This window comes from Robinsoniella sp. RHS (assembly GCF_001029355.1).
Lineage (GTDB): Bacteria > Bacillota > Clostridia > Lachnospirales > Lachnospiraceae > Robinsoniella > Robinsoniella peoriensis.
Genome location: NZ_JNGB01000032.1, coordinates 82812 through 98222 on the forward strand (window position 1 = coordinate 82812; position 15411 = coordinate 98222).

Genomic DNA, 15411 nt, shown 5'->3' on the forward strand with positions numbered 1-15411 from the left:
TATTTTTATTTTATGGGAATATAGATTTCCACCATATTTTCCGGGTCATCAAAAGCAGTTATTTTACTACGGTATACCTCAAAATCTTCCCGTTCATCCAACAATCCTTTTCCTGAAAGCAGCCAGGTACCGAAAATATAATCATAAGTCTGCTCCAGAGTGCCAAGTTCCCCACGGTGCGTGAATACGGCATATTTTCCGGCTGCAACTGTTTTTTGTATTAAAATGTCCGGTATATAAGAAAAGCTATCAGCCGGCGAGCCGATCATCACGGAGAATGACACATCACCTGCTTCGTCATAAACAGCCCTGTCTGTTTCACATACACTGAAACCATCTGCATTCCCGGCAGAATATTTTTCACGAAGCTGCAGATATTGTTCCCACAGATCAGGCAGGCGATTATCGGCGAGGGTTGTCGTTCCACGGATTCCAGCCAGTTTCACCTCCTCCATTTCCACAATTACCGGTTCTAATGTAATGTTTCCGGTAATGTGTCTCAGGCTTTTCTTATCTAATTCCTTTTTTGCTTTTATTACCAAATCCAGCCCATTCTTACGGTAAACTGTGGGGCTGCTTCCAAATATGGATTTAAAAGCGCGGCTAAATGCCTCGGAGGATTCAAATCCACTTTCCAACGCAATATCAATTACCCGCATATCGGTATACAGAAGTTTCCTGGATGCATTGTAGAGTTTACGTTTATGGATGTAGCTGCCAACGGGTTCCCCTAAGGCGGAGGCAAACAGGCGGGTCATGTGATAATAGGAATAACCGGTTTCCATGGCGACATCATTTAGTCCGATGTTTTCCTCTAAATGGGTTTCAATATAGCTGACGGCTTTTTCTAAAGGGGATATATCGTTCATTTTCTGCTCCTTCCTTTCTGTAAATTATTATAGCATAAGTGGATGTTATTGCGACAGCCTAATAAGAAGTAATAATTTATCTGAATGGATCGCTAAAAACGGCATGGCAAAAAGCGCTGAGGGTCAATGCTTTTTGTCATGCCGTTTAAATTCCCTTACTATGTCCGTATAAATGTGATTACTATTTCGTAAGATCATTAATATAAGCATCCCACAATTCGTAACTTAAATCTATCATGTTCTTGATCTTCTCCTGAATTTGATTATTTATAATATCATACATTTTCCGGGTCTTGAAAACATGTAATTTTTCCAGTTTGTCTGTGCTGTTATAAGTATAAATAATAGTAAACTTACCGGAAAAAAGTATAGTAACCGGTGGAAAATCATTGGTAATAATTTTTAATTTTTTCTTGTCATTTCGAGTCACATATTTATTAAATCTTTTCAGGAAGGAGATACGGGTTTCCGCTGGGATTTTTATTTCACCGGACAGAGGAACGATAATTTTGCCTTTTGTATAAAAGCCGGTCATTGCGTAATTAGAAACATAAAAGGCAGAGTCGTCAGACAGAATTCTTTTGAACAATTTTTGCATCTGTTTATTTAAAATCACTTTATTTTCTTTGCGCTTAATATCGTCATCTTTAATTAAATAGCCCATGGAAAGAAAGTTATATACTGCATCAATGCCGCTGTCTGTCAATTCATCCACAAAGGAAGGATGCTTGTCTAAATATGCAATTGCTTCCTTTGTAGTATAACTTAATTTATTTATATTTCCATTTAACAAAGTATTGAGAAATATTGTTAAATAGCTTTTATACTGAATTAACTGCATAAAAATAGTTCCATCTATCTGTGTAGTAAAATACACCAGAAATTTTCCTTTTAAAAGAATAAAAGGATGGCTTATCTGGTTATTCATCTCCCAAAGATTCATCTGGGAATATTCCTGTAACCGTGTAATATTGCCAAGAATATCGAATTGATTTACCGTAAGGGTATCAAACTGAGATAAATTAACCAGATAATTTATAATTACACTTCGCATTTTGTCTGGACAGGTGGCTTTAATTCTTTTGAATATTTCATCATAATAAATATCATAATTGAAAAAGGAACTGTAGAATACAAATGATTCATTTTCAGCACTATTTACGATTACATCGGAAATCATAATGCACAAAATATTTAAAATCATTTTATCCCCCATATAGTAAGGGCCTTTTTCATAATAATCTGTGGGGACTTTATTTTCACATGCAAAATCACGATTCAAAGCGTATTCCACAGATGAACGTATAAACTCCTCAAGCTCACGCTGTGAATCAAAATCATAGATGATCGGAAAAATACGCTGTAATTTCAGATAACAATTTCTTGCATAAATATGCTGTGAGAAATAGTTTGCTGCCTGATTACAGAATTCCCATTTTTCTTTTAGCATGGGTAATCTTTTTCCGGTTAAAATTTTGCTAAGTCCACTGGGAGTCATATTCATATGCAGTGCAAAGTCTGTTTTTGAAGTTTTTGCGATAGTTACAAGTTCATTTAATAATATACCTACCATTGTGCGGCACCTCATATTTGATAATATATTTAAATCAATAAATTTCATTATAAACTCATTTAAATTTTATTTCTTGCTAAAAAAATAAATAAATTGTAATATTTTTTCCTTTTTTGTCAATTTATGCAGATATATTTATATTTAATTTCAAGCACTAAGCAGTTTAAAACGGTATGATGACTCAATAAAAGAGTCTTTTCCTATAAACAAAATAACAAAGGAGAAAAGGTATGGAGCAAAAATTTTATATTTGTAAACATTGTGGCAACATTGTGGAGTTAATCCAAAAAGGCGGGGGTGTTCTTGTTTGCTGCGAAGATAAAATGGAGGAATTAGTACCAAACAGCACAGAAGCAGCAAATGAAAAACATGTTCCGGAAATCATTGTATACGGATCACAAGTGATTGTCAATGTTGGTGCCGCGCCGCATCCCATGACGGAACAGCATTACATAGGGTGGATTTGTATACGTACTACAAAAGGAGTGTATCGCAAAGTCCTGGCACCGCTTGATGAACCTACAGCTGCCTTTGCACTTGCCGAGAATGAAAGCATTATAAGTGCCTATGCATACTGCAATCTTCACGGATTGTGGAAGAACGACAAAACTACGCTGATATAATGGAAGAAAAAGGAAAAAAATCTATCTGGTATAGAGCTGGATTGTGAAAAGTAACGAGAGCTTTAAGCCTGTAGGTAATACAGATTTAAGGCTCTTTTGCGTATAAAGGATTTGAAATACATCTGATAAACAGATCCCCTGTTGTAACAGATTTACAATATGAAGGAGAGGGAGTGATATACAATGGAGCATAGAGTAAAGCGGCACTATACCCGTTTAGAATGGACTGGGTGGTATCAGTTTGCAAAAGAATATTATCTGAAGAATGGAAACCTGAAAATCCCTGTGAAGTACAGGACGGAAAATGGATATTTATTAGGGCGGTGGATTGAACGGCAGCGGGCGGCGTATCATGAAAAAGGGGTTTACAGGATAGATGCCCACAAAATATATCTGCTGGACCAGATTGGGATGATCTGGAAAATAAGCGTACGGACAGAATGGAATATTTGGTATGAGTACTGTAAAAGATATTATATCGAAAATGGAAATATTGACATTCCGAGGAATTTGATATATCAGGATGCAGCAATTGGAGAATGGATCAGCTACCAGAGAAAATGTTTCCGAAAGAATAATTTAAGTTACCAGAGGCAGTTAAAACTGGAAGTATTAGGTATGGTCTGGAGGAAGCGGCAAAGAAGAGCATGGGATGAATGGTATGAAGAGGCCCAGTGTTATTATGAAACTTTTGGAAATCTTCAAGTGCCTGTAGATTATGTGACCGGGGACGGAAAGCGCCTGGGAAGATGGGTCTATACACAGCGGGAAAAAGTACGGGGAGACGGCACGTTAAATCTGGATTCAGAGAAAATCAAAAAATTGAAAGAAATAGGTATAAAATATTGACTTTTCTGTGATGTCAACTTGACAAATAGTTTAAAGTGCGTTATTTTATTATCAAACAACAAAATTCAACAAAAAACAAAATACAGGATCACTGTGTCTTTTTTCTGATTTAGGAAATGTTTTATGTGGCAAGATAATGTTAAATAATGAATGGAGAAAACTATGAATCTGATTGAAACAATTAAAGATGCCGGGATCGTCGGTGCGGGCGGTGCAGGATTTCCTACACATGTGAAATTGAATACCAAAGCAGAATACTATATTGTAAATGCTGCTGAGTGTGAGCCCCTGATAGAAACAGATAAATATTTGTGCAGAACATTTGCAGATGAGCTGATTAAAGGAATTATGATGATCTCCACACATCTGGAAGCCAAGAAATCTGTCATTGCAATAAAAGCGAAATACAAACCGGAGATAGCTGCATTAAGGGAAGCCATTGAAAAAAACGGTGCGGATATCGAAATCTTTGAAATGCGGACGTTCTATCCGGCAGGAGATGAACAGGTTATCGTTCAGCAGGTAACCGGAAGAAGTGTCCCCGAGAGAGGGCTTCCGATTGAGGTTGGTGCGGTAATCAACAATGTCGGTACTATTGTCGGAATGTATAATGCCATAGTTCACGGTAAAAAAAATACCAGTAAATTTCTTTCTGTTGTGGGAGAGGTTCAGGAGCCGATTATGCTTCAGGTACCTATCGGAACACCGATCAGAGAATGTATTCAGGCAGCTAACCCGAAGATTTCCGATTATGCAATTATTCTGGGTGGACCAATGATGGGACGAGTGGTTGCAGATGACGAGGCGATAGACCAGCAGTTCGTAACAAAGACAACCGGAAATATTATTGTACTGCCAAAAAATCATTATTTAATTGAAAGAACCCATGTGCCTATGGACAGGATCAAACACCAGGCAAGAAGTGCTTGTATACAGTGCCGTATGTGTACAGATTTATGTCCGAGATTCCAGATTGGCCACCGCATTAAACCACATCTTGTTATGAGAAACATCTGGAGAGAGAATAGCATTGATTCTGATAAACAATTTGAGGAATGTTTTGGTGATGCGGTAAATTGCTGTAACTGCGGATTATGTGAATTATTCTCATGTCCTATGGGGCTTTCTCCAAGAAGAGTCAACGGATATATGAAAGGAAAGCTCCAGGAAAGAGGAATTACGGTTGAAAAGAACATGCATCCTGTCTCCAGACCGACAGTGGAGTTGAACAGAGTCCCAACCGACCGTTTAATTGCCAGACTGGATCTGGGCAAATACAATGGATTACATGCACATGACTGTATAGAACTTCATCCGAAAGAAGTTTTCATCCCATTGTCACAACATATAGGCAAGCCGGCAGTAGCCGTAAAAAATGTGGGTGACAAGGTGTGTGAAGGTGACGTGATTGCCAGTGCTGATGCAACAGGTTTATCCACAAATATACATGCAAGCATAAATGGAACCGTATGTGATGTAACATCATCTGGCATCAGAATCAGTGAAAACTAATGGAGGATTAAGGAATGGGAAATTCAGTTGGAATGATAGAACTATCCAGTATAGCGAAAGGAATTGAAACCTGTGATGAAATGTTAAAGGCAGCGAATGTAGAATTATTGAGATCATCTACAATCTGTCCTGGAAAATATATGATTATCATTGGTGGAGATACAGGGAGTGTAGATGCTTCCATGAAAGTCGGAGAAGCAGCAGCAGGACATTTCCTGGTAGATAAATTATTAATTGCCAATGTCAGTGACCAGCTTATGCCTGCCATCAGCAGTACTTCGCAGGTTCCTACAGAAGGGGCAGTGGGCGTCATCGAATTTTATTCCGTTGCATCGGCTATCGTTGCAGCAGATACTGCAGCAAAGGCAGCAGCGATCACGCTGATTGAGATTCGTACCGGATTTGCGGTAGGCGGTAAAGGATTCGTTACTATGAGCGGAGATGTAAGTGCCGTAACAGAAGCAGTGAAGGCGGCAGAGGCAGTGAGCGAGCTTATGGTTCACAGCGTAGTGATTCCAAGACCGACAGATAAGTTGTATGAAGCGTTACTGTAATTAATGTTGTAAAAAGAAAATCGATTAAGAGTTATAGCAGAGGCAAAGCCATTTATAGGCTTTGCCTTTTTAATTGAGATCTATTGTGCTGAAAATAGCTTTAGTCAGCAGTGTTGCATTTTACAAACAAGAGGTATATAATTAGAAATATGCTTGTAAATTAATGCATAAAATTACACAAGGAGGAAATGAGTTATGAAGAGATTCAAGCAGAGTAAACGAATTCTTAGTATCATTATGGCAGCGTCAATTGCAGTTTCATCCAATATCGTGGTATTTGCGAATGAAACAGGAGAAAATCCAATGCCTCAGACAGAAGCATTTACAGAAAATCAAGAGACCGGCACAGTTTCAGTGGAATCAGAGACAGATACCGGGAACAATGATTCTGAAAAACCACAGATGGGACTTGGAATGCAGGAAACAGAAACAGAGCAGGAGACGGATAATAAAGAGATTATTACGGAAACACAAGAAACTGAGTTTGTAGAAACAGAACAGGTATCTGGGAATAACACTGAAGCCGTTAGAAAACAGGCAGAAGAGAAAAGTTTAAACAATCAGCAAAAAGGGTCTTCAGATCTGAATTTAAGCGAGTGGGAATATGAACAAAATGATAAAATGATCACATTAAAAAAATATAAAGGAAAAACGGAAAACCTTGTTATTCCCGGTCAGACAATTATTCAGGGACAGGAATATTCAGTCAGAATTGCTAAATATACGGAATCAAAAGATTATCCATATTTTAATGGAGCTTTTAGTGCTAATTTTGCAATAAAAACAATAAGATTTTTGGATGGCGTGAGTTTTGAGGATAACGATATGTCGTATTCATTTGCCGATTGCAATAATTTAGAAAGTGTATCAGGCATTCCGGATAGTGTTACGAAAATGGAAAGCACATTCATGTTCTGCTCAAAATTAAAGAAAATAGATAAACTACCGGCAAATCTAAAAGATATGGTACGGGTATTTATTAGTTGTGAAGCGTTAGAAGAATCTCCTGGGATACCAAGTGGCGTAACCAACTTAATAGGAAGCTTTCAAGGGTGTGAAAGTTTAAAAAAAGGACCTGAACTTCCGCAAGGGATCACGGATATAAGCAATATCTATGAAGATTGTATTAATTTAACAGAAATATCCCGATTACCGGACTCAGTTAGAATTATGAAAGGGGCTTTAAAAAATTGTAAGAGCCTCAATAAAATAGAAAATTTACCGGTACAATTAGTGGATATGGGTGAAGCATTTAGCGGTTGTGAAAAGTTAGTGCAGGTACCGGACATTCCCAAAGGAGTAACCGAGCTAGACAATACATTTAGTAAATGTTCTTCTTTAAAGGAAATGCCAAAGCTTCCTGCTGGTTTGAAAAGTTTGGATGGTACTTTTTCAGAATGTACAAGTCTGGTAACGAGCGGTTCTATTCCTGGTGGAGTAACTGAGATGAATGGTACTTTCTATGGTTGTGCTTCTTTAACGAAGGCTCCTAAATTACCGGAAGGATTGAAATCTATCGCTAATTTATTTTTTGACTGCAGTAAATTGGAAGAATCACCTTTAATACCGGATAGTGTCATCAATATGTATGGAGCGTTTTCTTATTGTCAATCTTTAAAAAGAGCACCAAAGCTTCCTTCCAAATTAAAAAATATGGGAAGTGCATTTTCAGGATGTTTGAAGATTACTAAGGCACCTGATATACCCGAGACAGTAGAGAATATGGCCTGGGCATTTACCAATTGTCGTAGTTTGAAGGGAAGCATGACCATCTATTCGCCCTTTGAGAAGGATCGCATTAATGATGATGGCGAGTCGTCACATGGCCCATATACAAGCTGTTTTGACAATACGGCAGAAGATAGCACGGGGTTAACTGTAAATTATGGTCCAAAGTGTAAAAAGATCGATAATATCATTAAAGAAGGGGCCTATCATAATAAAAAAGTAAAAAAAGGCCAGCTTGTGCTTCAGGTAAAATTCAAAGCAAATGGCGGAACCACAGAAAAATCCTATAAAAATGTTTACTATAAAAAGAAATATGGTAAGCTTCCCACTCCACAAAGGGCAAAATACAGCTTTAGTGGATGGTATACAAAAAAAAGCGGCGGTACAAAGATCACATCATCATCAAAGATCACTGGAAAGAAGAATATCACTCTCTATGCTCATTGGAAAAAAGTAACGGTAGGTAAAGTATCTTCTGTTTCCTTAAAAAATACCAAAGCAAATAGAGTGACAGTAAATACAAAGGCAGTATCGGGTGCTAAGGGATATCTGATTACATATGCAAGGAATTCTTCTTTCACAAAAGATAAAAAGGCTCTCTTCACCTCATATGTCAATAAGAATATAAACAAACTTCAGAAGAATAAGAATTATTTTATAAAAGTCAGGGCATACAAATTAGACTCTGCCGGTAAAAAAATCTATGGTAAGTACAGCAGTGTCAAAAAGATCAAAATTACGAAGTAAAAAGGACTCTGTTATCAGGTTCCATTCAGCCCCGCCGAGCTGCCAAAGCTCGGCGGGGCTTTTCGTGGGGTGTGTACAGGTCTTGATAGAATTATGAGAATGGTAGAAATTCTGTAAGAAAATTATAAGGAATTCTACATTGCATTTTTATACAACCGTGCTATACTAATAAAGACAGAAAATTTAGTTGTTCATAGAGTTTTAATATTATCGGATTTGAGGCTTTATGGACGAATGGTAATTCCAAAGGGGGAGTCATCACAAATGGCAGCCGAAAAAAGAATGGATCCAAAAGATGAGCAGCAGTTTTTGGATCTTGTGAAAGAAATAGTAGAAAATCCAAAGTACACAAAGTTAAAAGAATATATACAGCACGGAGAAACAACCGTTTATGAGCACAGTCTGGCTGTCGCTTATTTAAGCTATTGGATCGCACTGAAATATGGCTGGCAGGTTCAGGTTAAGGAATTGATCCGGGGGGCACTTCTACACGATTATTTTTTATATGACTGGCATGAGAAGAGCGCAGACCACCGTTTTCATGGATTTACACATCCGGGCAGGGCGCTGAAAAATGCCTGTTTGGAATTTGATCTGACCCAGATCGAAAAAGATGTGATCAGAAAACATATGTTTCCACTCACACCGATTCCGCCCCGATACCGTGAGACAGCTATTGTTTGTATGGCGGATAAGATCTGTTCCGTGTATGAAACTTTCCATATGACATTATTTGGGGAATTGTATCCCGTTTCTTAATTGAAAATGTATCACTCAGCACGTTTTTCAAATATAGACAGCAGCCGGAATAACAGGCTGCTGTCTATATTTTTTTGCCTTTAAAGATTTTCCAACGCTTACTTCTGTTTTGTTTATCATTATACAAATGGATAAACATATCCTTCAACCGGTTCTGTGGGAGTAATCTTCGTAACCTGGATCTGGGGCTCTTTCAGAGTCTTATCGTTATATTGATATTCCCCGATCGAAAGTGTACCTTCCACTGTCACCCAGGATTCGCTTTCAAGTTCGGAAGCCTTGTCATAGATACACCGGACACCAGTAGGTGATAAATCAGCAATACAGCAGGTCATTGCCAGCCGTGAAACAATGAATTCGTTTTTCTTTGGTACTTTGAAGGCATTCATGACGAACCCTGTCATAGTGATTGTGTAGCCTTCATACTGTATGCCATTTGAATCCATCTCGGCAAGCCATAATGCAAAATCTTCGTTAGAAACGGTGATTTTCTTGTTCTGAACATCCAATCCAGGCAGGTGAGAAGCATCATCCGCTGTATTGGTGTCATTCTGAACAGCGGCAGAACTGGGATTATCAATACGCGATGTTGCAGAAGAAGGCTCTGCTCCTTTGTCAGTTGATTGGCTGCTCGCGGACAGATTACTCGCGGACAGGCTGCTTCCTGGACTGTAATTATCCGTGATATCGGAAAGTTCCATAGGGGAGTGAGGCAGTAAAACCATCAAAATAGGGATTGCCAGGACAAGGCAATGCATGGAGCGTGCTTTGTATTGGGGCTGAAGCAGGCGAAATACTCCAGCCAGAGCCCATATCCCCATCACAACAGCGGAAAAATAAAGATATGGTTTCATCCTGGGAGTCACATAGGAGAGGTATTTCTGACTTCTGATCAGATAGACCAGCAGACCGGAAAAGAATCCGCAGCACAGGCATTCCAGAAAAATCTGTGGATTGAATGTTTTTACCTTTATCTGCATTTATATCCCTCCTAATTGATAAAATAAGAACACAACAGCAAAACAAACGAAAAATGAAGTAACCAGCAAGCGAATGATAAATCGTTTTGAAAAACCTGCGGAAAGCATCAACATATTTTTAATGTCCATCATCGGACCAAATATAAGAAAACCCATAATAGCCATCATAGAAAACTGGGCAGAAAAACTGCGCGCAACAATAGCATCGGAGGAGGAGCACAGGGAAAGAACAAATGCCATCGCCATCATAATCATGGCAGATACTGCATTTCCCGCTTTATTCTGCGCATTTATGAACAGATCCGTACCGAATCCCTGAAAGACGGAAGCAACAAAAGATCCGAGAATCAGATATTTCCCCACATCAAAAAATTCAACCTGTGCGTGGCGGATAAACCACTCCATTTTAGTACGCAGACCAGATTCGGAACTGGTTCCCGGGTAACATCCGCAGCTGCACATCACACCATCAAATCTACCGGTGGGTAATACCTGTCCTTTTGAAGGGCAGGCTGCAAAACTTAGCCCGATCACTACAGCAGCAAAGCTGCCCATACCCACACGTCCCGCTACAACTGCCAGATCTCCTCCAAATGCATAATAGGTGGATAAAATAGCTACCGGATTAATAACCGGAGCGGCCAGCATAAATGTAACAGCGGCAGGAAGGGGTACACCCTTTCGTACCAGGCTTCTGAAGATGGGAATGGAAGCACAGTCACATACGGGAAGACAAAATCCGCCCACCAGGGCAAGCAGCATTCCTCCGGCAAGAGACTTTGGAAACCGCTTTTCAATCCAGTCTCCGGGGACGAAAATCTGGAGCAAGGAAGAAAGGAGCACACCCAGAAGCAGAAATGGAATTGCCTGCAGTATAATGCCCAAAAATACATTTATAATCGTATTTGTGGATAAAGAAAGCTGATCCAGAACTGGTTTCGTTAAAAAATATGCCGCTGCCAGAAAAAGCAATGATCTGAAAAAGGAGTAAAGCGGCGAGGGCTTTTTCTCCAAAACCCTTTTATATAAGTTTTCCGGATACGTATCTTTTAGTTTAAAAATAGGGACACCGGGATTTATCTTTTTTATCATATGGCGCATTCTCTGATACACAGCCTTACCGTAACTTGTCTGGGCAGTGCGCAGGATAACGGCATCACTGTTTGCAATTTGTTCCGGCAGTGAGTTCCCGGTTCTGCCTAGAGTTTCTTCTAAACCTGGGGCATCTGCAATGTGAATGACTTTTTGTATTCTGCAATTGCGCAGCAAAGGACTCAGGAAAAACTCCTGTAAAAGGGAAAAAGATGTTACCCCATTCCATTCTATCCAGATCTCATCCGGAGTCTGATTTTTCACACATTTATATATGGTTTTTATAATCGCATCCGGCTGTCCTTCCAGTTCTTTTTTGGAAAAACAACGGCTGGTGCAATAATCTGATGATCCGTGAAATTTTTCCTCGCCGGATTCAAACTGCAGCAATAAAGTCTGGATATCGCTCCGGTCATCCCGATTTAGCATGGCATTTAGAAAAGAGGTTTTTCCGGCATATAAGAATCCGGTAACAACATAAACAGGAATCATCATGGCCTAGTTCCCATCAAACAGGAAGGCTAATTCATCTTGTTTCAGCCCCCGTCCTATAATACACAACATGTCACCACTGGAAGAACACTCCTTCATCTGTACGCTCCCTGGCACATACTGAACATTCAGATATCCGCCTGCAGTGTGGACAATTCCTTTGGCACGCAAAACAGTTCCGGATGTGTTTCTTTCCATCTGCCACAGACGTCTCTGTAAATCAGTAGTGTTGAATACCTTTGCGGTATGTATCGTCACCGTGTCAAAAACCTCTTCTGCTGAATGGCTGCTGACGCAGCTACCGGAAACATGATCAGAATTCTGGGTATGGCTGCAGCTGCAACTGCAACCGCAACCGCAGGAAACTAGGTCAGAGTTCTGCTGGGTATGGCCGCAGTCACAGGAATCTTGTCCTTCATCTTGTTCGGTATGGTTGTCACAGTAAAGTGGTTTAAGTTGTCTTTTCAGTTCAGGATTATCGATGCAGTGGCATTTGGCCAAATAATCCTTCTCAGATATCATAGATTGATCATTTCGATAGAGATTCAGAAGCCGGGCTGTATTGATTTTCATCCAGGGTTCAGAAAGTATTTTTGCATCTGGGTTCAATCTGCTGACCAGTTGGAACGCACTTTTTACTTTGCCCGGATAATCTTCTGCCCAACTAAGCAGTATTGTATCTGCATTTATTATCTGATCCTCAAAAAACTCACCAAAATTCTCAAGATAAATGGCACATCGCTTCACATCAGCAACCGTAATTTTTTGCTTGATCTGCGCAAGAGAACGGATCTGTGGATTTGCGCAGAACTTTGTAATATCAGATAATTTTCCAACACCGGAAGGTTCAATCAGGATAATATCCGGATGAAATTGATCCAGAAGGTCTTTCATGGCTTTTACAAAATCGCCGGAAAGACTGCAGCAAATGCAGCCTGCGTTCATTTCTTTTACCTGTACATTTCCATCTCTTAGCAGAGCCGCATCTACGCTGATATCCCCAAAATCATTTTCAATCAGAGCTGCCTTCTTACCTTGGAATCCTTCTTTTAGCAGTTTTTGAATCAATGTAGTTTTGCCGGCTCCTAAAAATCCTGAAACAATATATATATCGGTCATCGTTCTCCTCCTTTTTTCTGCTTCCTTGAAACCGGTACAGGCCAGTTTCTCTGTTATCATATATATTACCTGGGAAATTTATTTATTCATGGATGTTTAAAACTAATATCGTGAGGTTTTCATGACATAAAAAAGTCTTTTCAATACACTGAATATAATGTATCTCTGGTTCTAGGTTATAATATTTATCCCGGACATGGAACGAAATTAGTAAAGTGCCGGAAAGGTAAAGAGAATACTTCAGGAGGAAAAGGAAATGGAAAGAAATTTGGACCCATACGGAACCGGAACCCAGTTTAACTATAAGCAAAGCGTGCAGCCGGTTGAAGAAAAGAAAGAAAATATTATAGCAGGTATAGTAGGAGCATTTTTGGGAACTCTCATTGGTTTGTTATGTATCGTAGTAGTGGACCAGCTTGGATATATGGCATCTATCTCAGGTGTAGTGATGGGTGTGTGTGCGATAAAAGGATATCAGATGCTGGCCGGAAAGATGAGCTTGAAAGGAATAGTTATATCATCTGTTTTTATGATCTGCGTAGTCTATGTGAGCCAGCAGCTCAGTTGGGCAATAGATGCGGCAGATGTACTAAATATAGATGTTTTCAGTGCGTTCCGCCTTATTCCGGTCATGATCAGGCAAGGAGCTATAGACGGGGGGATTTACATAAAGGATCTCTGCATGTTATATGCTTTTACTGTATTAGGAGCAGTACCCACTATATGGAATACGATTAAAACAGTTACGAATAGAAATACTTTGTAAAATAATACTTAACTTCACACCCCTGGCTGCCGTAATGGCAGTCAGGGGTGCAGGAATATGTAATGAGATTGATTCCGTCTACCGGGTATGCTGAACGTAGAAATGCGGCAAGGACCAATCATCAGCTGATAGAACTTAAGCCGGGTGAGAAAAAAAGGTAACTTTGGAATTGGGGGTGAACGAGCTCTAAAAAGCTCTAAAAGAACTTTCCATGGCCAAAAACATTTGACTTTTAAATGTGTTTGAGATATTATGGTAAAATAAGAAGAAATTTAAGGATTGCGGTCATATTCCACAGATGATGTGGGATAAAATGTTAAAAGGGAAGCCGGTGAAAGACCGGCACAGTCACCTCTACTGTAACGTGGACGAAGAAACAGGATGCCATTGATATTGAAAAATATTGAGAAGGCGTTTCTGAGGATGAAGCGAAGTCAGGATACCTGCCGTAATGCCCAGCTTACTTTATTTCCGGGATGAGGAAATGAGTTTATTTTTGTGCAAAAATTTATATGTTATGAAAAGCCTTTCAGTCTATGTACAGAAGGGCTTTCTTTTTTAAAAGAGGGATACAAAGGAAAAGGGAGAGTAAAATGGGAAGTCAAGTACTTATTTATAAGGGAGGAAATGTCGGCTTTCGAGTATTTGGCATGCGGGAAGGAAAACAGTGCGCAGATAAAAATCTGAGTATTGGAACAATTTTTGATGAAGTTTCAGATCAGGCACTTCGTAATAAAATACGTCTGAAAACGGCAGATCTTTCTCCGAATATAAAGAAAATCGGGAAAAGAAGCTTTTACGGATGTACTTCATTATATAAAGTCAGCTTTGGAAATCTGGAAGTGGTGCAGGAAGAAGCATTTTGCGGATGCTCAAAATTAAAGGAAATATATTTTCCAGCTAGTACAAAGTCAATCAGAGATGGAGCTTTTAAAGAGTGTAAACGTCTTGAGTCAGTCACATTTGAACCAAGCAGGGTGAATTTTATCATACCAAGAGAATCATTTTATCAATGTCAGAATCTCACAAAACTTATACTGCCAAGCAAAATAAACCGTATTGAAGAACGAGCGTTTTATAAATGTATGAATTTATCAAAACTGCATTTTCCGGTTACATTAGAATCTATTGGTCGTGAGGCGTTCTATCAGACGGGCTTTACGATGCTGAAGCTTCCCCGTAACCTGAGGGTCTTAGAAGACAGCGCATTTTTTAAGTGCAATCAGTTAGAGTATGTGTTATTGCCGGAATCCCTAAAGAAGATTGGCAAATGGGTATTTCATGGATGTAACCGGCTGAAAATACTGGAGATCCATCATGATCCGGATGAAATTGGGGATTGGATTATTAATAAAAGTGCTGTTATACGATGTAAAAGGGGTAGTAGAATGGATGAATACTGTGATAAATTTGGGTTTACACGGGAATACTGCTAAATATTGTAAAAAAATTACAAATAGTATAAAAATATTACATAAAAACACTTGTATAATAGTATAGAATACTTATTATATTCAAGATATTGGAGAACTATGTTCTTAATGATTTGAAATATAACTCTATATCATTTATTTGTTATATAAATATTTACTTAATGTTTTTTGTGGAGTTTAAAAATTAATTATAGATAGAATTAGTAGTTAATAAAAAATATTGTTTATTATTATAAAGTGTACAGTATACTATTGACAACTAAATTTATATGAGCTAAGATGTATTACATAAAATCACAAAATTAAATATGGAAT

Annotated in this window: 13 protein-coding genes and 1 riboswitch; of the genes, 8 read left to right on the forward strand and 5 right to left on the reverse strand. The window is 38.8% G+C overall.

The annotated features are described in order from the left end of the window. Positions 1–5: 5 nt before the first annotated feature. Both RHS_RS15625 and RHS_RS15630 read right to left on the reverse strand, forming a co-directional pair. On the reverse strand, positions 6–869 hold the full coding sequence (locus tag RHS_RS15625; protein WP_047833708.1) for an AraC family transcriptional regulator: 864 nt from the start codon (positions 867–869) through the stop codon (positions 6–8). Between the two features lie 181 nt (positions 870–1050). Further along, on the reverse strand, positions 1051–2442 hold the full coding sequence (locus RHS_RS15630; RefSeq protein ID WP_047833709.1) for a hypothetical protein: 1392 nt from the start codon (positions 2440–2442) through the stop codon (positions 1051–1053). A gap of 230 nt (positions 2443–2672) precedes the next feature. On the opposite strand from RHS_RS15630, the gene RHS_RS15635 reads away from it, so the two are divergent. The 6 genes from RHS_RS15635 (at position 2673) to RHS_RS15660 (ending at position 9214) form a co-directional block, all read left to right on the forward strand. Next, positions 2673–3065 (forward strand): desulfoferrodoxin family protein, encoded by a 393-nt coding sequence (locus RHS_RS15635; RefSeq protein WP_027292039.1) that lies wholly within the window; start codon positions 2673–2675, stop codon positions 3063–3065. A 183-nt stretch (positions 3066–3248) separates the two neighbouring features. Further along, on the forward strand, positions 3249–3914 hold the full coding sequence (locus RHS_RS15640) for a helicase associated domain-containing protein (protein ID WP_044293345.1): 666 nt from the start codon (positions 3249–3251) through the stop codon (positions 3912–3914). 162 nt (positions 3915–4076) lie between these two features. Further along, the gene (locus tag RHS_RS15645; RefSeq protein ID WP_027292037.1) at positions 4077–5426 is read left to right on the forward strand and encodes a 4Fe-4S dicluster domain-containing protein; all 1350 of its coding nucleotides are present in this window, start codon (positions 4077–4079) and stop codon (positions 5424–5426) included. Between the two features lie 14 nt (positions 5427–5440). Then, positions 5441–5980, forward strand: coding sequence for a BMC domain-containing protein (locus RHS_RS15650; RefSeq protein WP_027292036.1), 540 nt, complete (start codon positions 5441–5443; stop codon positions 5978–5980). 195 nt (positions 5981–6175) lie between these two features. Continuing rightward, the gene (locus RHS_RS15655) at positions 6176–8455 is read left to right on the forward strand and encodes a leucine-rich repeat protein (RefSeq protein WP_047833710.1); all 2280 of its coding nucleotides are present in this window, start codon (positions 6176–6178) and stop codon (positions 8453–8455) included. A 264-nt stretch (positions 8456–8719) separates the two neighbouring features. Then, positions 8720–9214 (forward strand): HD domain-containing protein, encoded by a 495-nt coding sequence (locus tag RHS_RS15660; RefSeq protein WP_044293339.1) that lies wholly within the window; start codon positions 8720–8722, stop codon positions 9212–9214. A gap of 119 nt (positions 9215–9333) precedes the next feature. On the opposite strand, the gene RHS_RS15665 is transcribed toward RHS_RS15660, so the two are convergent. From RHS_RS15665 to RHS_RS15675, 3 genes are read right to left on the reverse strand one after another with little or no spacing between them, the layout of a single operon-like run. Further along, positions 9334–10194 (reverse strand): TIGR03943 family putative permease subunit, encoded by an 861-nt coding sequence (locus RHS_RS15665; RefSeq protein ID WP_044293336.1) that lies wholly within the window; start codon positions 10192–10194, stop codon positions 9334–9336. Beyond that, positions 10195–11781: a permease gene (locus RHS_RS15670; RefSeq protein WP_047833711.1), complete on the reverse strand. Its 1587-nt coding sequence runs from the start codon at positions 11779–11781 to the stop codon at positions 10195–10197. It abuts the gene before it with no gap. A gap of 3 nt (positions 11782–11784) precedes the next feature. Continuing rightward, positions 11785–12897, reverse strand: coding sequence for a GTP-binding protein (locus RHS_RS15675; RefSeq protein WP_047833712.1), 1113 nt, complete (start codon positions 12895–12897; stop codon positions 11785–11787). A gap of 256 nt (positions 12898–13153) precedes the next feature. Between RHS_RS15675 and RHS_RS15680 the strand changes: the two genes are divergently transcribed. Beyond that, positions 13154–13663 carry a hypothetical protein gene (locus RHS_RS15680; RefSeq protein WP_395022605.1) on the forward strand — a complete coding sequence of 170 codons (510 nt, stop codon included), beginning with the start codon at positions 13154–13156 and terminating at the stop codon, positions 13661–13663. 265 nt (positions 13664–13928) lie between these two features. Next, positions 13929–14129: riboswitch (cobalamin riboswitch) on the forward strand. A 127-nt stretch (positions 14130–14256) separates the two neighbouring features. Beyond that, the gene (locus RHS_RS15685) at positions 14257–15099 is read left to right on the forward strand and encodes a leucine-rich repeat domain-containing protein (RefSeq protein ID WP_027292025.1); all 843 of its coding nucleotides are present in this window, start codon (positions 14257–14259) and stop codon (positions 15097–15099) included. Positions 15100–15411: the final 312 nt, after the last annotated feature.

Excerpts from the sequence above, each read along its gene's own strand:
- RHS_RS15625 (WP_047833708.1), bottom strand. The coding sequence starts at position 869 with ATGAACGATATATCCCCTTTAGAAAAAGCCGTCAGCTATATTGAAACC.
- RHS_RS15630 (WP_047833709.1), bottom strand. The coding sequence starts at position 2,442 with ATGGTAGGTATATTATTAAATGAACTTGTAACTATCGCAAAAACTTCA.
- RHS_RS15635 (WP_027292039.1), top strand. The coding sequence starts at position 2,673 with ATGGAGCAAAAATTTTATATTTGTAAACATTGTGGCAACATTGTGGAG.
- RHS_RS15640 (WP_044293345.1), top strand. The coding sequence starts at position 3,249 with ATGGAGCATAGAGTAAAGCGGCACTATACCCGTTTAGAATGGACTGGG.
- RHS_RS15645 (WP_027292037.1), top strand. The coding sequence starts at position 4,077 with ATGAATCTGATTGAAACAATTAAAGATGCCGGGATCGTCGGTGCGGGC.
- RHS_RS15650 (WP_027292036.1), top strand. The coding sequence starts at position 5,441 with ATGGGAAATTCAGTTGGAATGATAGAACTATCCAGTATAGCGAAAGGA.
- RHS_RS15655 (WP_047833710.1), top strand. The coding sequence starts at position 6,176 with ATGAAGAGATTCAAGCAGAGTAAACGAATTCTTAGTATCATTATGGCA.
- RHS_RS15660 (WP_044293339.1), top strand. The coding sequence starts at position 8,720 with ATGGCAGCCGAAAAAAGAATGGATCCAAAAGATGAGCAGCAGTTTTTG.
- RHS_RS15665 (WP_044293336.1), bottom strand. The coding sequence starts at position 10,194 with ATGCAGATAAAGGTAAAAACATTCAATCCACAGATTTTTCTGGAATGC.
- RHS_RS15670 (WP_047833711.1), bottom strand. The coding sequence starts at position 11,781 with ATGATGATTCCTGTTTATGTTGTTACCGGATTCTTATATGCCGGAAAA.
- RHS_RS15675 (WP_047833712.1), bottom strand. The coding sequence starts at position 12,897 with ATGACCGATATATATATTGTTTCAGGATTTTTAGGAGCCGGCAAAACT.
- RHS_RS15680 (WP_395022605.1), top strand. The coding sequence starts at position 13,154 with ATGGAAAGAAATTTGGACCCATACGGAACCGGAACCCAGTTTAACTAT.
- RHS_RS15685 (WP_027292025.1), top strand. The coding sequence starts at position 14,257 with ATGGGAAGTCAAGTACTTATTTATAAGGGAGGAAATGTCGGCTTTCGA.